Raw genomic sequence first — 19,632 nt, forward strand, 5'->3', positions numbered from 1 at the left:
CAGCGAAAATGCCGTTGAAGTAGCGAGGGGGCGTCCGCAAGGGTGCCGACATGGGTTCCCCGAACTTCACCGCGCCGGCGCCCGATCCAGAACCGCCGGCCGTCGACGCCTTCCTCTCTGCCGTCGACCACGCGATGAACAGCAACACCTTGCAGCTCACAGTGGACTGCGATGCGCCCGTCACAGCCGGGAACCGCCAGGATGTCCTGCACGCTTTCCTGCGCAGTGCCCTGTTCGAGCAGCTGATGCGTGCCGCAGACGTGCGCCGCAACTGGTACAACCTGTCGGACGAGTACGACAGCGAGCCCTTCGGGCGTCCGCTCCTGCGCGAGGGCTTCCGCGCCACGGTCAGCCCGCTCGACCATGCGGGCTTCCTGGCACGGCTGCGCTGGATGCTGTGCGAGGCGTTCAGCCCCTACGGCCACCACTACCCGGCGGTGGACGCCGAGCGATTGGTGCGCGGCTTCGCCCGGGAACTGCTCGGCGCAGACGGCTCGGCATGGTCCTTCGCCGCTGTCAGCCCCGATTTCCTGCGCTCCACCGGCTACTACAGTGGCGAGGAGCCGCAGCCGCCGGTGTACTTCGATGGCAGCAGCTCCGACACCGCGTCGTTCGTCTACCGGGGCCGTACCTTCCATCTGCTGCTGACGAACGGCTCGCCTTGAGAACCTCTCCCCGTCCGCGGGTTCGAATCCCGCCGGCACCGCAGCCGATCAGTGTCAGTCCCCCACCGCGTACGACACGAAATCGACCCAGGCCTCCGGCGCGAGTGCCAGCTGGGGGCCGTCGGTCTGCTTGGAGTCGCGGATGTGGATGGTGGTGGGGGTCATGTTCCAGTCCAGGGCCACTTCGACGCAGGAGTCAGGGTCGCTGCTGCTGCTGTAGCTGCTCTTGAACCAGCGCATCATGTCTCTCCCAGCAGGTGTTCAATGAAGGCCAGCGACTCCCGCGGAGAGAGTGCCTGCGCCCGGATGATCCCATACCTCAGTTCGAGGATGCGGAGATGCCTCGGCTCAGAAACCGGACGGCCGTTGGCCACAGCCGGAGAGCGCCCGACCGCCGAGCCGTCCGCGAACTTCAGCACCTCGATACCGCCCTCAACACCAGCATGCTCCGGGTGGTCAATCGGCATCACCTGGATTTCGACACCGCGCAACTGCCCCAGCTCCAGGGTGTGTTCGAGTTGCTGTCGTAGCAGTGCCCTACCACCCAGGGGGCGCCGAAGCACCCACTCCTCCAGGACGAAGCTGAGTTCGGGCGCCGGATCCCGCTCGAACACCGCCTTCCGGGACACTCGCGCCTTCGCGGCCCGTTCGATGTGATCCTGCGTGAGAGCCGGTCGGTGCATGGCGAACAGGGCCCGTGCGTACTCCGGTGTCTGCAACAGCCCGTGGATGTTCAAGGGGTCGTAGAGCTGTAGCTCAACCGCCTTCCCCTCCATCTCCGCCAGCTCCCGAACCTTCTTCGGATACCGGACCTTCTCCACGTCCTCCTTCATCGCGGCGAGCAGCCCGCCCGCGTTCAACACCGTGTCCGCCTTGTCGAGGTACTCCGGCCTCGGGATCCGCTTGCCGGACTCCAGCTTGTAGACCATGTCCTCGCTGTAGCCCAGGGCCTTGCCGAAGTCGGCGGCCCGCATGCCGACCGACTCGCGCCGCAGCTTCAACTGCCGTCCCACCATGGCGATGACGGCCACACCCCACTCGTCGTCCGGGTCGACCTCCCACCCCGGCTCCTCTTCCTCGCTCACGCCGCGCCCCCTTTCCGACAGACTGGACACCACCGGACAACCCCAGGACAGTGACCGTACGCAACCGCGTCGTCACTATTCACAGGTAGCAGGCGCGGCCACGCTGAGTGATGTGAACCAGGAAATCTCCACCCCCATCCCGAACTTCACCGCTCAACTGTCCTCCACACCTCGCGGCGCCCGTCTCGCCCGGCTGCTCGCCACGGAACAACTCCGCTCCTGGGGAGTGCCGTTGGATCCGGCGGAACTGATCGTCGCCGAGCTCGCGGCCAACGCGGCCACCCACGGCCGGGTCACCGGCCGGGACTTCCGGCTGACGCTGTACGCCGTCGGCGGCACCCTCCGTATCGAGGTGACGGACACGCGCGGTGACCGCCTCCCCCGGCCCACGCGTCCCGCCCCCGACGCCGACTGCGGCCGGGGTCTCCTCCTGGTGGAGGCGCTGGCCGACACATGGGGTGTCGCGCCGGGGTTGGCGCCGCGCAAGACGGTGTGGGCGGAGATCCAGCTGCCACCGGAGCACGGGGATCGGTGCTCCGGCGGTGGGGGTGGTCTTTCCCAAGGAACAACCAGGTGAAAGAACCTCACCAAGCCCCACCCCACCCTCCCGCGGCGCAAACTCACTCAGGAGGGTGAAAATCGCCAACGCGGCTGGCGTGTCGGCCTGTTGTGCGTTCTACGCTCAGCGCAACAACCCGGACATACGACGGCCCTCGCAGGGACTAGCACTCCCGTTGCGAGGGCCTGACCACCCAGGAAGAAAGCCCTTCCCGATGGATACCCAGAACCCTAGCGCGTCCGCGCGCGCCCGGTCCCGGCTTGGCGCAAACAACCACCCGAACCGGCGGTGTGAATCCGGCGCGGGCGGCCTGGTGCACGACAACTCGCGGCACGCCTCCCATTTCACGGTGATCGGCAACCACCTCGCCCAGCACCCGGAGCTGTCCGGGCTCGCGATCGGGCTCGGTGTGTACATCCAGTCGCTTCCGGCGGGTGCCCAGGTCGACATCAAGACCCTGGCGGCCCGCTTCCCGGAGGGGGCCACCCGGATCGCCGCCGCGCTGCGGGAGCTGGAGGCGCACGGCTATCTGCGCCGGGAGCGGCAGCGGATCCCGGGCGGCCGTATCGTCACGCGCACCGTCTCCTGCAATCAGCCGGGGCGCCGTACCCGGGACGGCCACGAGCCCGACGCCGTACCGAGGAAGAGGGAGCGGGCGCCCCGCAAGCAGTTACCCGCGGTACCGCGCCCGGCCTGTCCGTCCCCCAAGCTCCTCCAGATGGCCACGGACCTGCTCGCGGATCTCCGCCGTCACGACTCCCGGCTGCTGCTCAGCGAGTGTGATGCGGATCACCTGGCGCCGGGGGTCGCCGCCTGGCTGGAACGGGAGGTGGGCCCGGCGGCCGTACGCCGGGCCCTGACGGCCGACCTGCCGGCCGAGCCCCTGCACCGCCCGGCAGCCCTTCTCGCCCATCGCCTGGCCGCGCACCTGCCTCCGCCGCCGCCTTTCCGCGCCCCGGTCGCACCCCCACCGATCCGGCACCCCTTCCAGAACTGCGACGACTGCGACCGTGCCTTCCGCTCACCAGCTCCAGGACTCTGCCGTGACTGCCGCACTCCCCTTGCCTCTGCCGCCTGAGCCTGTTCCGTCCGGGCGACAGACCACGGTCAGCCGCCCAGTACCGGCAAGGTCAGGCCGCAGCTGACGGGCTCCGCGTGGGCCGGGTCGAGGGCGTTGCGGACGAGTTGGGCGGCGTTGGAGTCGTATGCGATCGAGAGGTGTTCGGAGGCATCCGCGCGGCAGATGTCCTGGATCGTGATGTTCTTGACGGTCGCGCCCGGTCCCGCGGTCAGGAACTGGTGGGTGTAGGGGGTGACGACCTCGTCGAACCTGGTGGCGATGACGGTGTAGTCGACCCCCGGCTGCGTGTCCCCGTCCCGGTCCAGCGTCGTGTTCACCTCGGAGCCGACCATCTGGTCCGAGTACGCCTGTCCGGCGAGGAGAGACACCGCCGGGTTGAGGCCCAGCTTCGTGGTCAGGGTGCCGAGGCCGGAGGCCGTCGTGCCATGGTTGGACGGCGCCAGGCCGATGAGGCCGTGCACCTTGTTGCTTTCCGGGTGCCCGGGGTCCGTGCCGCCGGCGAACCGCAGGTACCAGCGGGGCGTCAGACCGCCGCCCTGGGAGTGCCCGACGAGGTCGACCTGGTGGGCGCCGGTGGCCTTGAGCACGCGGTCGACGTAGGCCGCGATCTGCCGGGCGGAGTCCGGGACGTGCGCGGTGGCCTTGACCGGGTTGCCGGGCGCCCCGCCGTACTCGGCGGCGAAGACGCAGTAGCCCAGCTGCTTCAGGTACGGGGACATCAGGCCCCAGTCGTCGTAGGCGTTCGCCCAGGTCCCGTGCAGCAGGACGACCGGGCGAGGATGCTCACGCGTGGGCTTGCAGCTCCAGTCGTCGGCACCCGCCGGCGGCGCGTCCGGGTGGAGGAGGCCCCCGGCCGCGGCCAGCGGGAAGGAGAGGATCCTTTTCGGTGCCGGGGGCACGGGGTCGCCCGCCGCGGTCGCCGTGCCGTGGCCCACGCCCAGCGCCAGGGCCAGCCCGGCACAGACGGCGGCCCACCTCCTGGAAAGTCTCCGACCCGCCATCGGACCACTCCTCGCCTCGAGGCCGGCCGAGCGCCGACCCGGCGATGATCAAGGAGCGGGGTCCCGGCGGGGCTCGACGACGGGGCCGGCACCTCTTATGGAGCAGCCGGTTTCATCCGGTCAGCCGGAGGGCGGCGTACGACCCATGTACGAGCCGTGTACGGCCCAGGTACGGTCCGAAGGGCGTCCGGACGAGGAGGCTCCACCGGCAACTCCGTTCCCGCGAGCTCCCGTTGGCGCAGGCGGGGGCTCAGGCCGGGAGCGTGCGGCGGTAGACCTGCCGGGAGCCGCCCTCCGGGCCGGGGCGGCCGGTTCGGCCGGGGTGAAGCCGAGGCGTTCGTAGAACGCGCGTGCGCCGCTCGTCACCGCGCCGGGGTGGTCGGGGCCGAAGGTCACCACCTCGACGGTGCCGGGGCCACCGCCGAATCGGCGGGTCGCCTCGGACAGCAACGCGCGGCCGACGCCCCTGCCCCGGGCGGATTCCGAGACGACCAGCCAGTGGACCTTGTGGACGGGGGCCGTTCCCCCGAAGAGAAGGGCCCCGAGCAGATCCGGTCCGGGTTCCTGGGCGACCAGTGCCGTGGAGCGGCGGATGTTCTTCTCCACGGCACCGGTGAAACCGGGGTCGTCCGCCATCGGGCCGAACCAGTGCTCGACCTGGGCGGCGAGCGCGAGGAACCCGGGGAGGTCCTGCCGGGTCGCGAGTCTGACGATCACTCCCGCAGTCTCCCAGGGAAGATCCGGTTCAGGAGTGGCCCAGTTCCGCCGTCTCCTCGTCGCCCGCCTCCGGGACCGAGCCCGAGTCGCGGGCCGGGCGCAGGGGGAAGGGGTCCACCCGGGTCTCGTCGATGACCGGCGGGGCCGGCTGCGGGGGCTTCGGCATGACCGCTGCCTCCGAGTGGCCGCCACAGCCGTAGGCCAGGGAGACCACACGGCCGTCGGCGGGGGAGAACTCGTTGGCGCAGACGCCGAAGGCCTGGCCGAGGGAACCACCGATGGGGTTGAGGAAACCGCAGGTCATACAGGTGGCCGGGGCCGCCTGGGCCATCGCGGTCTTCGGGCCGTACGACTCCTCCCAGCGGTCCGCGGCGATGTGCAGGCCGTAGCGGGAGAGGACCCGGGCCCGGCGCATGCCCAGTTCCTCCGCCACCGCCGCGATCGAGCCACGGGAGGGCACCGTGGGCTGCACGGCAGGGGTGCCCGGAGTGACGTCGGCGTCCTCGGCCTCCGCCAGTTCCTCCATCTCGTGCGAGACCAGCGACTTCGGCGAGGGCTGCTCCTCGCCGGTGTAGCCGGGCTCCAGGCGCAGGTCGTCCTGGTCGGTGGGGAGCAGGTCGCCGGGGCCGAGGTCGCCGGGGCGCAGCCGTTCGCTCCACGGCACCCACTCCGGGGCGAGCAGGGCGTCGGGGCCGGGGAGGAGGACCACCTCGTCGAGCGTGACGATCTTGGCGCGGGAGGCGCGGGCCACGGTCACCGCCCAGCGCCAGCCGCGGTAGCCCAGCTCCTTGCACTCGAAGAGGTGCGTGACAACGCGGTCGCCCTCGGAGGCGAGGCCGACGTGCTCTCCGACCACACCGGGGGCCGCGGCCTCCTCGGCGGCGGCGCGGGCGAGGTCGACCGCCTCGGCGCACAGGCGGTCGGGGGTGCGGCTTCGCGTTGTCGCTGCGCTCACAGGTATCGCTTCTCTCCTACGCCGTCTCGTCGAGTGCGGCTGCCTGACGGCGGGTCTGCCGACGGAGCGGACCGGAGGACCGCATCGACGTCTGCATCCGCGCGCTGGGCGCACCTCTGCCATCCATTCTGCGTTATGGCTGAGACACGCACGCTACACCGAACAAGATTCTTCGCCGCCACGCGGCATTCTTTCCTGCCCGCGCACCCGCCTCTTCCGCGCCATACCGCATTATCGGGCCGCGTCTCAGGGCACTATGAAGCACGTGGCGACCGCGGACAGGCGTGGTGTTCGGGGTGGCGGTGCGAGCCGGGTCGGTGGCGCCGTCCGTTCCGTCGGGCGTGCCCTGCACTTTCCGGTCACCGGGGCCGCGCGCGGGATCCGGAAGGCCACGCACGCGCACGGGGCGGGCGAGTCGGGGCTCGGGAAGCTGATCGAGCTGCATGCCGTCAACGGGGCGGGTGACGTGATGATCACCGTGGCGCTCGCCTCCACCGTGTTCTTCTCCGTGCCGACCGACGAGGCGCGGGGGCGGGTGGCGCTGTATCTCGCCATCACCATGGCGCCGTTCACCGTCCTGGCCCCGGTCATCGGCCCCCTCCTGGACCGGCTGCCGCACGGCCGGCGCGCCGCGATGGCCGGGGCCATGCTGGCCCGTGCCCTGCTCGCGCTGGTGATCTCGGGCGCCGTGGCGAGCGGCAGCCTGCAGTTGTATCCCGCGGCGCTGGGGGTGCTGGTCGCGTCGAAGGCGTACGGGGTGGTCCGCAGCGCGGTCGTGCCCCGGCTGCTGCCGCCCCGGTTCTCGCTGGTCAAGGCCAACTCACGGGTCACCCTGGCGGGGCTGCTGGCCACCGGGGTCGCCGCGCCGGTCGCCGCGGGCCTGCACAGGGCCGGCGATCCCTGGCCGCTGTACGGCGCCTTCGTGATCTTCGTCGGGGGAACGTTCCTGTCGTTCTCCCTGCCGCCCAAGGTGGACTCGGCCAAGGGCGAGGACGTGGCGCTGCTCGCGGCCGACGAGCAGCATCTGCACGGGCCGCAGCGGCGCAGGGAACAGGTGAAACGGCCGGGGCTGCGGACCGTGGGCCCCGCCGTCACCCACGCGCTCGGCGCCAACGCCGCCCTGCGCTGTCTGTCCGGCTTCCTGATCTTCTTCCTCGCGTTCCTGCTCCGCGAGCACCCGCTGACCGGCGCGAGCGCGGCGGTCTCGCTCGGGATCGTCGGTGTCGCCGCCGGTGTGGGCAACGCGCTGGGTACGGCCGTCGGGGCCTGGCTGCGCTCCCGTGCCCCGGAGATCATCATCGTGACCGTCGTGGCGGTGGTGCTCGGTACGGCGATCGTGGCCGCCCTGTTCTTCGGGGCGTTCCTGATGGCCTGCCTCGCGGCCGTCGCCGGGTTCGGCCAGGCGCTGGCCAAGCTGGCCCTGGACGCGCTGATCCAGCGGGACGTGCCGGAGCTGGTGCGCACCTCGGCGTTCGCCCGCTCGGAGACGCTGCTGCAGATGGCCTGGGTGTTCGGCGGCGCCGTCGGCATCGTGCTGCCGCTCGACGGCACCGTCGGCCTGCTGGTCGGCGCGGTGTTCGTGGCGGTCGGCTGGCTGACCACGATGAAGGGCCTGATCGCCTCGGCCCGCCACGGCGGCCGTGCACGGTCCCGGGTGGCCTGACGCCCCGGCCCGACCTGCTCCGGCATAACGAAGCGGACACGGTTTCCCGGAACGCGGGCACGGCTGGCGTAACGAAGCGGGCACGCCGCACCCCACGTGGCCGGACGCCTCGAAGCGCCCGATAGCCTTCGGCCATGACCACGTTGCCCCGCGGCGAAGCCGCTGATGTACACCGCGTTGTGCGACGCCGCCGCGCCATCGCCGCCGCCGGCGCCGTATCCGCCGGACTGCTCCTGCTCTCGGCCTGTGAGAAGCCGACGCCCGTCGCGACGGTCACCGTCGGCGACAGCTCGGTCAACTCCGAGGCCATGTGCTACAACGACGGCAACGCGCTGGACGCCAAGTCGCTGGCGACGTGCGTCAAGAACGTCGACAAGGCCAAGTCGATCAAGGTCGACCAGGACGAGACGGTCCGCTTCGGTGTCGACCCGAAGATCGCGGACGCCGGCTGGGTCCTCCTGGTGAACGGCCAGCAGTTCACCGACGTCAGCAGGAAGACCTACCGCACCATCCCGGGCAGCGCGTTCTTCAACCAGCAGTACGGCACCCAGGGCGACACCAACACGGTCACGATCCGCATGGGCGACAAGGCCAACCAGGGCATGTGGTCGTTCAAGCTGAAGAAGGCCTGACCACGGCTTCCGTGCGCGCACGACGAGTCCTCGTGGCCACCGCGGTCCCGGCAGAACGGGACGCGGTGGCACGGGCGTTCGCCTCGCCGGTGGAGCAGGTCCGGCTGCCCGGCGCGGGTCTGACCCGTACGGCCGACGGCTGGGATCTGCTCGACGCGGGTGTCGGCCCGGCCCTCGCCGCGGCCTCCGTGTCCGCCGCGCTCACCGCGGCCCGTCTCGCCGGCACCCCGTACGACCTGGTCGTCTCGGCCGGGATCGGCGGCGGCTTCCAGCCGGGGGCGCCCGTCGGCTCGCTCGTCGTCGCCGACCGGATCACCGTGGCCGACCTGGGCGCGGAGACCGCCGACGGCTTCGTCCCGGTCACCGAGCTGGGCTTCGGAACCATCACCCACCACCCGCCGGGACCACTGGTGCGGGTCGCGTGCCAGGCCACCGGCGCCCCGGCCGGCACCGTCCTGACCGTCTCCACCGTCACCGGCACCGCCGCCCGCGCCGCCGAGCTGCGCGCCCGGCACCCGCGGGCGCTCGCCGAGGGCATGGAGGGGTTCGGGGTGGCGGAGGCGGCCGCCGTGCACGGCACGCCGGTGCTGGAGATCCGCGCGGTCTCCAACGCGGTCGGCCCGCGCGACCGCGCCGCCTGGCGCATCGGCGACGCCCTCGACGCCCTCACCGAGGGCTTCGGGAAGCTCGCACCGGCCTTGGAGAGTTGGACACCGTATGACCAGTGACCAGTTGGACCGTTTGCGGATCGCGTACTCCCCCTGCCCCAACGACACGTTCGTCTTCGACGCCCTCGCCCACGGCCGGGTCCCCGGCGCCCCCGCGCTGGACGTGACCTTCGCCGACATCGACATCACCAACGGCATGGCCGAGCGCGGCGAGTTCGACGTACTGAAGGTGTCGTACGCCGTCCTGCCGTACGTCCTCGGCGAGTACGCGCTGCTGCCGTGCGGCGGTGCACTGGGGCGGGGCTGCGGGCCGCTGGTGCTCACGCGCGAGCCGGACCTCGACCTCACGGGCCGTACGGTCGCGGTGCCCAGCGAGAAGTCGACCGCGTACCTCCTCTTCCGCCTGTGGGCGGCGGACACGCTGCCGGACGGCGGCGTGGGCGAGATCGTGGTCCTGCCGTTCCACGAGATCATGCCCGCCGTGCGGGACGGCAAGGTGGACGCCGGACTGGTGATCCACGAGGCCCGGTTCACCTACCGGAACTACGGGCTGCACAAGCTCGCCGACATGGGCGAGCACTGGGAGCGGACCACCGGGCTGCCGATCCCGCTCGGCGCGATCGTCGCCAGGCGCTCCCTGGGCGAGGAGGCCCTCACCCGGCTCGCGGACTCCGTCCGCGCCTCCGTACGGGCCGCCTGGGACGATCCCGAGGCGTCCCGGCCGTACGTCATGGCCCACGCCCAGGAGATGGACCCGGCCGTGGCGGACCAGCACATCGGGCTGTACGTCAACGAGTTCACCGCCGACCTGGGCGAGGAGGGCTACGCGGCGATCCGCGGCCTGCTCACCCGCGCGGCGGCCGAGGGACTGCTGCCGGCCCTCGCACCCGAGGCCCTCTCGTTCCCCTGACGAGCGACGCGTTGCCCTGAGACCGACGGCGGCCGAGGGGCTGGTGGTGCCCCTCGGCCCGGGTGTGCTCGTGTTCCCCCGACGGGGGCTAGACGTCCAGCTGGTCGGCGACCGCCCGCAGCAGGCCCGCGATCTTCTTGCCGGAGGCCTTGTCCGGGTACCGGCCCTTCTCGAGCATCGGCGTGATGTTCTCGAGAAGGGTCGTCAGGTCCTGCACGATGGAGGCCAGCTCGTCCGGCTTCTTGCGCTGGGCGGCGGCGACGGACGGCGTCGGGTCGAGCACGACCACCGACAGGGCCTGGTCACCGCGCTGACCGGCGACGACTCCGAACTCCACGCGCTGTCCCGGCTTGAGTGCGTCGACTCCGGCGGGGAGAACCGAGGAATGGACGAAGACGTCACCGCCGTCGTCGCGGGAGAGAAAGCCGAAGCCCTTCTCGCTGTTGAACCACTTGACCTTGCCGGTAGGCACGTCTGTCCTCGTCCTCGTACTCGTTGGGAAAACTACTTCGGAAACGGCTCTTGATAGCACTAGAGCGGGTCGACCGTGACCCGCTGCCACCAAGGCTAATGGTCTTGGGGCCGGTGACAAGACGTCCCCCGGTTGTTCTCTCGCGCTGGGAACTACCCTGGTCCGGTGCGTGACAAAACCCAAACGAATTCCGCCGGGCCCGGTGACCGGCTGATCCGCGCCGGTGCGATCGTCTTCTTCATCGGTGCCGTGGCCACGCTCGTCACGGTGGCCCCGCTCTTCCTCGGCGCAAAACCTTTTCCGACGTACATGTTCGGTTTGAGCATGCTCATGGCCGTCGGTTTCCTGGTCGCCGGCGCGGGGGTCCTGCGGTCGATCGCCGCGGGCCGCCGTCAGGCGCGGGGCGCCTCACGGTAGGCGGCAAGCCACGCCGGGAAGGCCGACAGGTCCGCCAGGACGACGTCCGCGCCGGCGGCGTGCAGTTCGTCGGCGGGGCAGGGTCCGGTCGCCACGGCCACCGACAGTGCTCCCGCCGTACGGGCCCCGCGCACGTCCCCGACATGGTCGCCGACGTACACGCCGGCCCGGTACTCGCGCAGCGCCTGCGCCTTCTGCTCGGCCCACAGGTCGCCCACGACCACGTCCGGCTCGATGCCGAGGTGGCTCAGGTGCAGCTTGGCGTTGGGCTCGTACTTCGCCGTGACCACCATCGTCCGTCCACCGGCCGCCCGCACCGCGGCCATCGCCTCCCGGGCGCCCGCCATGGCGGGGGTCGCGGCGATGGCGATCGCCGGGTACATCTCCCGGTACAGGTCCGCCATCGCGGGCACCTGCTCCTCGGGGAACCAGTTGACCAGCTCCTCCGCGAGCGGCGGTCCGAGCCGGGTCACCGCCAGGTCGGCGTCGATGTACGCCCCGGTCCGCTCGGACAGCGCCCGGTAGCACGCGTGGATACCGGGCCGGGAGTCGATCAGGGTCATGTCGAGGTCGAAGCCGACGGTGAATGTCATATGGGTCATTGTGCCGGGTGCCTCCGGCGGTTCGGCCAGGCTTTTCTTCCGGCTGGGGTCGCCTGCAAGGCGCGCCCGTTCACCGGCTCCTCTGCGACCGCCACACCAGGAACAGCGCCGAGGCGACGGCCGCCCCACGGACCACCCACGGCCACGTACCGGCGACCGCCTCGTTCATGTGCCCCTGCGCGATCGGCTGCCCCCAGCGGCCGTTGGCCCTCCCCCACAGCCACACCACCCCGGCGGCGACCGCCGTACCGGGCAGAACCATGACCGCCCACTTGCTCTCTGCGGGGGTCAGCCGCCGCGAGCCGTAGGCGATCACCCAGCCGAGGAGCAGGGCGAACCAGTTCCCCAGCACCGCACCGGCGACCAGGGCGGCGGCAGCCAGCAGCAGGAGCGGGTTGGTCCAGCCGGCGGCGGGGCGGGGGAACAGGTGCCGGCGCGGGGCGGCTTCGGCCTCGGTGGCCTCCGGTTCCGGTGCGGCCGGGTCGGGGGCCGGCTCGGCCTTCTGCTCCGTCGGCTGCGGCGGCCGCCGCAGCAGCTCCGGGATCTCCACACCACCCACGAACCCCGGCACCGAGTCAGTCTCGGCGGCGGCACCCGGGGAACCACCCCCCACCCGCCACCAGTCGGGCTGTACGGCGCTGTCCCCGAGTTCGTGCGCGGCGGCGAGATGCGGCGGGGAGGGGCCGTCGGCACGGGCGGGGGTGGCCTCGGCTGCGGCGGGGCGTGGGCGGGGGACGACCCGGCGCAGGCCCTTCCGCCGTTCCCCGTTGCCGCCCTTGTCCCCGTCCGCCGGCACCGGCTGCACGGGCACGGCGGCGGGCGGCTGCGGAGCCCGGCCGGTGCCGTGCACACCGGGGGATGTGCCGGACGTGCCGCCCGCGGCTGCGACGACCTCGTCCGGGGTGCCCAGCCGGTCCAGGATGCGGCGGACCGCGGCGGGACTGTCGACCGTCGCCTTGGCCCGGTGCCGGTCGATCTCGTTGCGCAGCTCCGACACGAGCCGCATCCGCGTGGCCGACGGCAACTGCCGTTGCTGAGCGATGTCTCCGACACGGCTCAGGTACTCGTAGACGACCTGGTCGCTCTCGATCCCCAACGGAAACCCCTCCGGGGCGACGGCGGTGAACCCCGTGAGGACGGTAGCGCAGAGTCGCCTCGCCGATGCGGTACCGGGGTCGGGCCCGACGGGAGCACGCCTGTCGGGGACGGCACCCGCTACCGTGGGTCAGATGAGCCAAGCGGCCCACCCAGCACCCCGTTCCCTCGCCGAGGCGCTCCGCGCGCGGGACGACGTCTCCCTGGCCGCGCTGCTGCGCAGCCGCCCCGACCTCATCACGCCGGTCCCGTCCGACCTCACCCAGCTGGCCACCCGCGCCGGCACCCGCGCCTCGGTGCTGCGCGCGCTGGAGCGGCTGGACCGGTTCGCGCTGCAGACGGCGGAGGCCCTGGCCGTGGCCCCGGACCCGGCGTCGTACGACACGCTCCTCGCGCTGATGGCCGGGGACGCCGGGGACGAGACGGTCTCCGCCGCGCTGCCGCATGCCCTCGCCGGCCTGCGCGAGCAGGCGCTGGTGTGGGGCGACGACGAGCGGCTGCGGCTGGTGCGGACCGCCCGTGAGCTGCTCGCGCCGTCCCCGCAGCACCCCTCCCCGACCGGGCTCGGGCCCTCCGTGCAGGAGGCCACCTCGGGCATGTCGCCGGGCCGGATCCAGGAGATCGTCACGGCGGCCGGGCTGCCCTCGACGCACGACTCGGTGTCCGCCGTGACCGCGCTCACCGCGCTGTTCAACCACCGGAAGAAGATGGGCAGGCTGCTGACCGGGGCCCCGGAGCCCGCCCGCGAGGTGCTGGCGCGGCTGGTGTGGGGGCCGCCGTACGGTCAGGTCACCCCGGAACCGGCGGCCCATCTGCGCTGGCTGCTGGACCGCGGCCTGCTGCTGCCGACCGCGCCCGGCACGGTCGTCCTGCCGCGTGAGGTGGCCCTGCATCTGCGTCAGGGCCGCGCGCACCAGGTGCCCGAGCCGCTGCCGCCCGCCGTGGAACCGGCCGCGGCCCACGGTCCGCAGGTGGTGGACGCGACGGCGGCCGGGCAGGCGTACACCGCGCTCGCCACGGTCGAGGAACTGCTGAAGGACTGGGACGAGGGCGGCCCGGCCGTGCTGCGGGCCGGCGGTCTGAGCGTCCGTGACCTGAAGCGGACCGCCGTCGCCCTGGACGTGTCCGAGCCGGTCGCCGCGTTCTGGGTGGAACTGGCCTACGCCGCCGGTCTGATCGCCTCCGACGGCGAGGCCGACGAGCGGTACGCGGCCACGCCCGCCTACGACGAGTGGCTGGAGCGGCCACCCGCCGAGCGCTGGTCCCAGCTGGCCGAAGCCTGGCTGACGGCCACCCGGACGGCGGGGCTGGTCGGCGGGCGGGACGCGAAGGACCGTGCGCTCGCCACGCTCGGCCCGGGCCTGGACCGCTCGGCCGCGCCCGAGGTACGGCACCGGGTGCTGACGCTGCTGGCCGGGCTGCCGGCGGGCGCGGCACCGGACACCGAGTCGGTGCTGGCCCGGCTGCGCTGGGAACGGCCGTTGCGCGGGCCCCGGAGCCGGGACGGCGAGGAGGACCTGCGCTCCCGGCTCGCCCGCTGGACCCTGTCCGAGGCGGAGCTGCTGGGCATCACGGGACGGGGCGCACTGTCGGCGCACGGGCGCGCGCTGCTGGGCGCGCCGGCACCGGGGACGGGCTCGCGTGCCGCGTCCGGCACCCCGGGAGCGATCCGCTCCGCGGCCTACGCCGCCGACACGTCCGCCGGTGGAGGCGCCACCATCGGCCCGACCGAGCCCTCCGAGCCCACCGGCCCCGGCGACAAGCTCCCCGTCCACCATCACCCCCGCCCCACCCCCGCCCTCGCCCCGCTCTCCCCCGCCGAACAGTCCGTGGCAACGGCCGCCGCCGCCCGCCTCCTCGCGCCGCTGCTCCCCGAGCCGCTGGACCACGTTCTGCTCCAGGCCGACCTGACGGCCGTGGCTCCCGGCCCGCTCAGGCGCCCGCTCGCCGATGTGCTGGACGTGCTCGCGGACGTCGAGTCCAAGGGCGGCGCGACCGTGTACCGCTTCACCCCGGCCTCGGTACGCCGCGCCCTGGACGCCGGCCGCACCGCCACCGACCTGCACGCCTTCCTCGCCGAGCACTCCCGCACCCCGGTGCCGCAGCCGCTCGCGTACCTGATCGACGACGTGGCCCGCAAGCACGGCCACCTCCGGGTCGGCGCGGCCTCGGCGTACGTACGCTGCGACGACGACACCCTGCTGAACGAGATCCTCGTCGACAAGCGCGCCGCGTCCCTGCGCCTGCGCCGCCTCGCCCCGACCGTGCTGGCCGCCCAGTCGGACCCGGCCACGCTGCTGGAGGGCCTGCGCGCGATGGGCTACGCGCCCGCCGCGGAGTCCGCCGAGGGTGACGTCCTGATCGCCCGCGCCCACGCCCACCGCACCCCGCCGCGCACCGCCCCCGAGCCCGTCCCGGACGGGCCGCCGCCGCCCGACGCCACGCTGCTCTCAGCGGCGATCCGCGCGATCCGCGCCGGTGACCTGGCCGCCACCGCCCCGCGCCGGCCCGCCGGGTCCGGGGCTGCGCCCTCGGGCGGTGAGCTGCCCCGCACCTCCTCCGCCGAGACCCTGGCCACCATGCAGGCCGCCGTCCTGACCGGCGAGTCCCTCTGGATCGGCTACGTCAACGCCGAGGGCGCCGCCAGCCAGCGCGTCATCGCCCCGGTCAAGGTGGAGGGCGGTTTCGTCACGGCGTACGACCACACCGCGGACGAGGTGCGCACGTATCCGCTGCACCGGATCACGGGGGTGGCGGAGCTGGCGGAGGACTGACGGTGATCGTCGGCGTTTAGGGCACACTGGACGTTTGGTTGTTATGGAAAGGGTGTGTGCCGTACGTGAACGGACCGCTGATCGTCCAGTCCGACAAGACCCTGCTCCTGGAAGTCGACCACGAGCGGGCCGACGACTGCCGGCGTGCCATCGCGCCGTTCGCCGAGCTGGAGCGGGCGCCCGAGCACATCCACACCTACCGGGTCACCCCGCTCGGGCTGTGGAACGCGCGTGCCGCCGGGCACGACGCCGAGCAGGTCGTGGACGCGCTGGTGCAGTACAGCCGGTATCCGGTGCCGCACGCGCTGCTCGTGGACATCGCCGAGACGATGGACCGGTACGGGCGGCTGACGCTGAGCAAGCACCCCGCGCACGGGCTGGTGCTGACCACCACCGACCGGCCGGTGCTGGAGGAGGTGCTGAAGTCCAAGCGGATCGCCCCCCTGGTCGGCGCCCGCATCGATCAGGACAGTGTCGTCGTGCACCCGTCCGAGCGCGGGCAGATCAAGCAGGTGCTGCTGAAGCTGGGCTGGCCGGCCGAGGACCTCGCCGGGTACGTCGACGGTGAGGCGCACCCGATCGAGCTGCTGGAGGACGGCTGGGCCCTCAGGCCGTACCAGAAGCAGGCCGTGGAGAACTTCTGGCACGGCGGGAGCGGCGTGGTCGTGCTCCCGTGCGGTGCCGGAAAGACGCTGGTCGGCGCCGGGTCCATGGCGCAGGCGAAGTCGACCACGCTGATCCTCGTCACCAACACCGTCTCGGCCCGGCAGTGGAAGCACGAGCTGGTGAAGCGGACCTCGCTGACCGAGGACGAGATCGGCGAGTACAGCGGGACGCGGAAGGAGATCCGCCCGGTCACCATCGCCACCTACCAGGTGCTGACGACCAAGCGGAAGGGCGTCTACCCGCACCTGGAGCTCTTCGACTCCCGGGACTGGGGCCTGATCGTCTACGACGAGGTGCATCTGCTGCCGGCTCCCGTCTTCAAGTTCACCGCCGATCTGCAGGCACGGCGCCGGCTCGGCCTGACGGCCACGCTGGTCCGCGAGGACGGCCGCGAGTCGGACGTGTTCTCCCTCATCGGGCCGAAGCGGTTCGACGCGCCGTGGAAGGAGATCGAGGCGCAGGGCTACATCGCGCCGGCCGACTGCGTCGAGGTCCGGGTGAACCTGACGGACTCCGAGCGGCTGGCGTACGCGACGGCCGAGACGGAGGAGAAGTACCGCTTCTGTGCGACGACGGACACCAAGCGGAAGGTGACGGAGGCGATCGTCCGCCGTTTCGCCGGCCAGCAGATCCTGGTGATCGGTCAGTACATCGACCAACTCGACGAGCTGGGCGAGCACTTGAACGCGCCCGTCATCAAGGGCGAGACCTCCAACGCCCAGCGAGAGAAGCTCTTCGACGCCTTCCGCGAGGGCGAGATCAGCGTGCTGGTGGTGTCGAAGGTCGCGAACTTCTCCATCGACCTCCCGGAGGCCACGGTCGCCATCCAGGTGTCCGGCACCTTCGGCTCCCGCCAGGAGGAGGCCCAGCGCCTCGGCCGTGTCCTGCGCCCGAAGGCCGACGGCCACCAGGCCCACTTCTACTCGGTGGTCGCCCGGGACACCATCGACCAGGACTTCGCCGCCCACCGCCAGCGCTTCCTCGCCGAGCAGGGCTACGCCTACCGGATCGTGGACGCCGACGAGATCCTGGCGGGCGGCTGAGAGGTCACTTACGGCGTATGCCGGCTTCCTCGCCGTACTCGCCGAGGATCAGGACGCCGAACGCCGCCTCCGCGAACACCTTGACGGCGCGCAGGGCGTTGCCGAGCCAGTGGTGGTGGGGGCCGTCGACGGCTGTGGCGCCGGTCGGCGGCCGGACGGGGCCGGGAGAGATGGTTGCTGCGCTCATGCCTTCATAGTCGCTCTCGCACCGTCCGGCCGGAATCGGTCTCCAGAGCCAATCTCCACCGTCTTCGCGTACCTCTCCGGGCGGAGCGCTCCCCCTACACCCGGCGGTTTCGCCCCCTAGGGGTCCTCATCCGGAATCACGGCCGGAACCGGAGTGCGCCCTCCCGACCCCTCCCGCGCCGGTTCCCGGGCCGGGCCCCGCCACCACGCCACTGTCCACCTGGAAACGTTCCTCCGGCACAGGCCAACGGCACCTGCCGGGCACGGGAAACGGCCGGACAGACGCCCGTTCAGCGCTCGAACGAACCATCAACGGGCAGATTTGGCAGACAATCCGACTGTTCTTCTCCATCTTGCCGGGTCGCTCCGCTGCCCGGCTAGCTGATGCCAGGCCGCCCTCGGGGGCGGAACGGACTCCCCGTGAGGAGAAGCAAGGTCATGAAGAAGGCCTACGAAGCACCGACCCTCGTCCGACTCGGTTCCTTCCGCAGGGAGACCGGGCTGCTGCAGCGGCACGGCAACGACCGGCTCATCCTGAGCAAGAACGGCTGAGGAGCGACGGCCGACGACCCGACGTCATGACTGATCTGCACGCAAGTGCGGGGACGGGTCACGGCGACGCGCACTTCGCGGTCTTCGCCGACCGCGCGGACGCGGCCGCCGTGGCCCGCTCCTTCGCCCGCCCCGGCAGCCGCACCCTCGATCACGCCTCGGGCCGGCCCTGGCTCGTGGGCCGCTGGCACGACCAGGAGATCGTCAGCGCCCGTGTCGGCCCCGCCGCCCTCGCCCTCGTCGGCTGCGTCCCCGTGGACGCCACGGAACTGCAGCGGGTCGCCGGCTCCCTGCGCGACCTCGCCGCACTGGACGCCTGGGCCCGTTCGCTGCCCGGCAGCTGCCACGTCGTCGCCGCACTCGACGGACGGATCCGGGTGCAGGGCACGGCCTCCGGTCTCCGTCTGGTCTTCCACGCCCCGGTGCGCGGCACCCGGGTGGCCGCGACCCGGGCGGACGTCCTGGCCGCCGCGCTCGGTGCCGAACCGGCGCCGGAACGCCTGGCCGTACGGCTGCTCTGGCCCGTCCCGCACCCGCTGCTCGACGAACCGCTGTGGCCCGAGGTCACGGCCGTCGCCCCGCACGAGGCACTGGTCCTCGCGCCGGACGGACAAGGCGCCCGCCACACCCGCTGGTGGACGCCCCCGGAACCGGTCGTCCCGCTGCGCACGGGCGCGCCCCTGGTCCGCGAGGCCCTCACCGAGGCCGTCCACACCCGCACCCGGCAGGGCGGCACGGTCAGCTGCGACCTGTCCGGCGGCCCCGACTCCACCTCCGTCTGCTTCCTCGCCGACCGCTCACCGGCCCGCGTCGTCGCCTCCACCTGGCCCGGACGCGACCCCGCCGACACCGACCTGCACTGGGCGAAGCGGGCCGCCGCCGCCCTGCCGGACGTCGAGCACGTCATCTGGGACGCCGGGGCCTCGCCCCTCGTCTACGACGGTCTGCTCGGCATCGACGACGTCCTGGACGAACCCACCATCGGGGTCATGGACCGCGCCCGGGTCCTGCACCACCTGCCGGCCATGGCCGAACGGGGCAGCCGGGTGCATCTGACGGGCATCGGCGGCGACCACATCGCCTGGTGCTGCGAGGCGTACTACCACCGGCTGGCCCGGCGCCGCCCGCTGTTCGCGCTGCGGCAGCTGCGCGGCTTCAAGGCGCTGTGGCAGTGGCCGCTCGGCCCCCTGCTGGGTGCCCTGGCCGACTCCCGGCCCTACGGCACCTGGCTGGCGGACGCGGAGCACCGGCTGCGCGACCCGCTGGCCCCGACGGTCGCCACCAGCCTCGGCTGGGGCATGAGCCCGCGCCTGTTCGAGTGGATGACACCGGAGGCCGAGCACCTGGCCCGCAGGGCACTGCGCACGGCCGCCCGGCAGGCCCGGCCGCTGCACGCCGACCGGGGACTCCACGCCGACCTGGAAGGGATCCGCAGCTGCACCCGCATCATCCGGCAGTGGGACCACATGGCGGCCCGCTGCGGACTGCCCATGGCCTCGCCGTTCCTCGACGACCGGGTCATCGAGGCCGCCCTCGCCGTCCGCCCCGAGGAACGCGTCTCGCCCTGGCGGTACAAGCCGCTCCTGACCGCCGCCATGCGCGGCGTCGTGCCCGAGGAGTGCCTGCGCCGGACCGACAAGGCCACCGCCGCGAGGGACGCGGCCGACGGGCTGCGCGAGCACCGCGGCGACCTGAAGGCGCTGTGGGAGGACTCGCGGCTGGAACGGCTGGGGCTGGTGGACGGCGCGATGCTGCGCCGCCTGGCGGAGCGCCCCGCCACCCGGCACCTGCGGGAAGCCGTCCTGTACTCGACCATCTCGGTCGAGGTGTGGCTGCGCGCGCTCGGCCGTGCGCGGCACGACGTACCGAAGTGACCCATCGGACAGACA

General features: G+C 72.5%; 20 protein-coding genes and 1 pseudogene. 12 read left to right on the top strand and 9 right to left on the bottom strand.

What is annotated here, in order from left to right; all coding sequences use genetic code 11:
• The first annotated feature begins 50 nt into the window (after positions 1-50).
• Positions 51-665, top strand: a complete 615-nt coding sequence (locus ACFYZB_RS06950) for a hypothetical protein (protein WP_388755233.1) — start codon at positions 51-53, stop codon at positions 663-665.
• Positions 666-719: 54 nt separating this feature from the next.
• Here the strand turns inward: ACFYZB_RS06950 and ACFYZB_RS06955 are convergent, their stop codons facing one another.
• The gene (locus tag ACFYZB_RS06955) at positions 720-908 is read right to left on the bottom strand and encodes a DUF397 domain-containing protein (protein WP_388755235.1); all 189 of its coding nucleotides are present in this window, start codon (positions 906-908) and stop codon (positions 720-722) included.
• Positions 905-1,750, bottom strand: a complete 846-nt coding sequence (locus tag ACFYZB_RS06960) for a helix-turn-helix domain-containing protein (protein ID WP_388755237.1) — start codon at positions 1,748-1,750, stop codon at positions 905-907. Before ACFYZB_RS06960 ends, ACFYZB_RS06955 begins: the two co-directional genes overlap by 4 nt.
• A 112-nt stretch (positions 1,751-1,862) precedes the next feature.
• Here ACFYZB_RS06960 and ACFYZB_RS06965 point away from each other — a divergent pair, with 112 nt between their 5' ends.
• The gene (locus ACFYZB_RS06965) at positions 1,863-2,327 is read left to right on the top strand and encodes an ATP-binding protein (RefSeq protein WP_388755240.1); all 465 of its coding nucleotides are present in this window, start codon (positions 1,863-1,865) and stop codon (positions 2,325-2,327) included.
• Positions 2,328-2,523: 196 nt separating this feature from the next.
• Positions 2,524-3,387 carry a helix-turn-helix domain-containing protein gene (locus ACFYZB_RS06970; protein WP_388755242.1) on the top strand — a complete coding sequence of 288 codons (864 nt, stop codon included), beginning with the start codon at positions 2,524-2,526 and terminating at the stop codon, positions 3,385-3,387.
• A 29-nt stretch (positions 3,388-3,416) separates the two neighbouring features.
• Here ACFYZB_RS06970 and ACFYZB_RS06975 read toward each other — a convergent pair whose 3' ends face one another.
• The 3 genes and pseudogenes from ACFYZB_RS06975 to ACFYZB_RS06985 all read right to left on the bottom strand — a co-directional run bounded on the left by ACFYZB_RS06975 (position 3,417) and on the right by ACFYZB_RS06985 (position 6,063).
• Complete coding sequence (locus ACFYZB_RS06975; protein ID WP_388755244.1) at positions 3,417-4,391, bottom strand: esterase/lipase family protein; 975 nt, start codon at positions 4,389-4,391, stop codon at positions 3,417-3,419.
• Positions 4,392-4,641: 250 nt separating this feature from the next.
• Positions 4,642-5,108 (bottom strand): annotated as a pseudogene (locus ACFYZB_RS06980) (GNAT family N-acetyltransferase).
• 28 nt (positions 5,109-5,136) lie between these two features.
• The gene (locus ACFYZB_RS06985) at positions 5,137-6,063 is read right to left on the bottom strand and encodes a DUF3027 domain-containing protein (RefSeq protein WP_351214041.1); all 927 of its coding nucleotides are present in this window, start codon (positions 6,061-6,063) and stop codon (positions 5,137-5,139) included.
• 256 nt (positions 6,064-6,319) lie between these two features.
• Between ACFYZB_RS06985 and ACFYZB_RS06990 the strand changes: the two genes are divergently transcribed.
• From ACFYZB_RS06990 to ACFYZB_RS07005, 4 genes are all read left to right on the top strand, one after another.
• Complete coding sequence (locus ACFYZB_RS06990) at positions 6,320-7,726, top strand: MFS transporter (protein ID WP_388755247.1); 1,407 nt, start codon at positions 6,320-6,322, stop codon at positions 7,724-7,726.
• A 134-nt stretch (positions 7,727-7,860) separates the two neighbouring features.
• Positions 7,861-8,358 carry a DUF2771 domain-containing protein gene (locus ACFYZB_RS06995; RefSeq protein ID WP_388755250.1) on the top strand — a complete coding sequence of 166 codons (498 nt, stop codon included), beginning with the start codon at positions 7,861-7,863 and terminating at the stop codon, positions 8,356-8,358.
• Positions 8,331-9,086 carry a futalosine hydrolase gene (locus tag ACFYZB_RS07000; protein WP_388755252.1) on the top strand — a complete coding sequence of 252 codons (756 nt, stop codon included), beginning with the start codon at positions 8,331-8,333 and terminating at the stop codon, positions 9,084-9,086. The genes ACFYZB_RS06995 and ACFYZB_RS07000 overlap by 28 nt, the downstream gene beginning before the upstream one ends.
• On the top strand, positions 9,076-9,936 hold the full coding sequence (locus ACFYZB_RS07005) for a 1,4-dihydroxy-6-naphthoate synthase (protein ID WP_388755255.1): 861 nt from the start codon (positions 9,076-9,078) through the stop codon (positions 9,934-9,936). The genes ACFYZB_RS07000 and ACFYZB_RS07005 overlap by 11 nt, the downstream gene beginning before the upstream one ends.
• 88 nt (positions 9,937-10,024) lie before the next feature.
• Here ACFYZB_RS07005 and ACFYZB_RS07010 read toward each other — a convergent pair whose 3' ends face one another.
• Positions 10,025-10,408 (bottom strand): cold-shock protein, encoded by a 384-nt coding sequence (locus tag ACFYZB_RS07010; RefSeq protein WP_351214051.1) that lies wholly within the window; start codon positions 10,406-10,408, stop codon positions 10,025-10,027.
• A 165-nt stretch (positions 10,409-10,573) separates the two neighbouring features.
• Between ACFYZB_RS07010 and ACFYZB_RS07015 the strand changes: the two genes are divergently transcribed.
• The gene (locus tag ACFYZB_RS07015; protein WP_351214053.1) at positions 10,574-10,825 is read left to right on the top strand and encodes a hypothetical protein; all 252 of its coding nucleotides are present in this window, start codon (positions 10,574-10,576) and stop codon (positions 10,823-10,825) included.
• Here ACFYZB_RS07015 and ACFYZB_RS07020 read toward each other — a convergent pair.
• Together ACFYZB_RS07020 and ACFYZB_RS07025 are read right to left on the bottom strand one after the other, a co-directional pair.
• Positions 10,801-11,427: an HAD family hydrolase gene (locus tag ACFYZB_RS07020; protein ID WP_388755259.1), complete on the bottom strand. Its 627-nt coding sequence runs from the start codon at positions 11,425-11,427 to the stop codon at positions 10,801-10,803. The two genes, ACFYZB_RS07015 and ACFYZB_RS07020, sit on opposite strands and share 25 nt — an antisense overlap.
• A 70-nt stretch (positions 11,428-11,497) precedes the next feature.
• Positions 11,498-12,523, bottom strand: a complete 1,026-nt coding sequence (locus tag ACFYZB_RS07025) for a hypothetical protein (RefSeq protein ID WP_388755262.1) — start codon at positions 12,521-12,523, stop codon at positions 11,498-11,500.
• Positions 12,524-12,656: 133 nt separating this feature from the next.
• Here ACFYZB_RS07025 and ACFYZB_RS07030 point away from each other — a divergent pair, with 133 nt between their 5' ends.
• Both ACFYZB_RS07030 and ACFYZB_RS07035 read left to right on the top strand, forming a co-directional pair.
• Positions 12,657-15,296: a helicase-associated domain-containing protein gene (locus ACFYZB_RS07030; protein ID WP_388755264.1), complete on the top strand. Its 2,640-nt coding sequence runs from the start codon at positions 12,657-12,659 to the stop codon at positions 15,294-15,296.
• Between the two features lie 65 nt (positions 15,297-15,361).
• The gene (locus ACFYZB_RS07035) at positions 15,362-17,005 is read left to right on the top strand and encodes a DNA repair helicase XPB (RefSeq protein ID WP_388755267.1); all 1,644 of its coding nucleotides are present in this window, start codon (positions 15,362-15,364) and stop codon (positions 17,003-17,005) included.
• A gap of 4 nt (positions 17,006-17,009) precedes the next feature.
• On the opposite strand, the gene ACFYZB_RS07040 is transcribed toward ACFYZB_RS07035, so the two are convergent.
• On the bottom strand, positions 17,010-17,192 hold the full coding sequence (locus ACFYZB_RS07040; RefSeq protein WP_351214064.1) for a hypothetical protein: 183 nt from the start codon (positions 17,190-17,192) through the stop codon (positions 17,010-17,012).
• Positions 17,193-17,629: 437 nt separating this feature from the next.
• Here ACFYZB_RS07040 and ACFYZB_RS07045 point away from each other — a divergent pair, with 437 nt between their 5' ends.
• Together ACFYZB_RS07045 and ACFYZB_RS07050 are read left to right on the top strand one after the other, a co-directional pair.
• Positions 17,630-17,743, top strand: a complete 114-nt coding sequence (locus ACFYZB_RS07045; protein WP_351214066.1) for a keywimysin-related RiPP — start codon at positions 17,630-17,632, stop codon at positions 17,741-17,743.
• Positions 17,744-17,769: 26 nt separating this feature from the next.
• Positions 17,770-19,617: a lasso peptide isopeptide bond-forming cyclase gene (locus ACFYZB_RS07050; protein WP_388755271.1), complete on the top strand. Its 1,848-nt coding sequence runs from the start codon at positions 17,770-17,772 to the stop codon at positions 19,615-19,617.
• Positions 19,618-19,632 lie beyond the last annotated feature (15 nt).

Source organism: Streptomyces sp. NPDC001852, assembly GCF_042891825.1.
In the GTDB taxonomy this organism is placed as follows: Bacteria; Actinomycetota; Actinomycetes; order Streptomycetales; family Streptomycetaceae; genus Streptomyces.

Excerpts from the sequence above, each read along its gene's own strand:
- ACFYZB_RS06950 (WP_388755233.1), top strand. The coding sequence starts at position 51 with ATGGGTTCCCCGAACTTCACCGCGCCGGCGCCCGATCCAGAACCGCCG.
- ACFYZB_RS06955 (WP_388755235.1), bottom strand. The coding sequence starts at position 908 with ATGATGCGCTGGTTCAAGAGCAGCTACAGCAGCAGCAGCGACCCTGAC.
- ACFYZB_RS06970 (WP_388755242.1), top strand. The coding sequence starts at position 2,524 with ATGGATACCCAGAACCCTAGCGCGTCCGCGCGCGCCCGGTCCCGGCTT.
- ACFYZB_RS06975 (WP_388755244.1), bottom strand. The coding sequence starts at position 4,391 with ATGGCGGGTCGGAGACTTTCCAGGAGGTGGGCCGCCGTCTGTGCCGGG.
- ACFYZB_RS06990 (WP_388755247.1), top strand. The coding sequence starts at position 6,320 with ATGAAGCACGTGGCGACCGCGGACAGGCGTGGTGTTCGGGGTGGCGGT.
- ACFYZB_RS06995 (WP_388755250.1), top strand. The coding sequence starts at position 7,861 with ATGACCACGTTGCCCCGCGGCGAAGCCGCTGATGTACACCGCGTTGTG.
- ACFYZB_RS07005 (WP_388755255.1), top strand. The coding sequence starts at position 9,076 with ATGACCAGTGACCAGTTGGACCGTTTGCGGATCGCGTACTCCCCCTGC.
- ACFYZB_RS07020 (WP_388755259.1), bottom strand. The coding sequence starts at position 11,427 with ATGACCCATATGACATTCACCGTCGGCTTCGACCTCGACATGACCCTG.
- ACFYZB_RS07030 (WP_388755264.1), top strand. The coding sequence starts at position 12,657 with ATGAGCCAAGCGGCCCACCCAGCACCCCGTTCCCTCGCCGAGGCGCTC.
- ACFYZB_RS07040 (WP_351214064.1), bottom strand. The coding sequence starts at position 17,192 with ATGAGCGCAGCAACCATCTCTCCCGGCCCCGTCCGGCCGCCGACCGGC.
- ACFYZB_RS07045 (WP_351214066.1), top strand. The coding sequence starts at position 17,630 with ATGAAGAAGGCCTACGAAGCACCGACCCTCGTCCGACTCGGTTCCTTC.
- ACFYZB_RS07050 (WP_388755271.1), top strand. The coding sequence starts at position 17,770 with ATGACTGATCTGCACGCAAGTGCGGGGACGGGTCACGGCGACGCGCAC.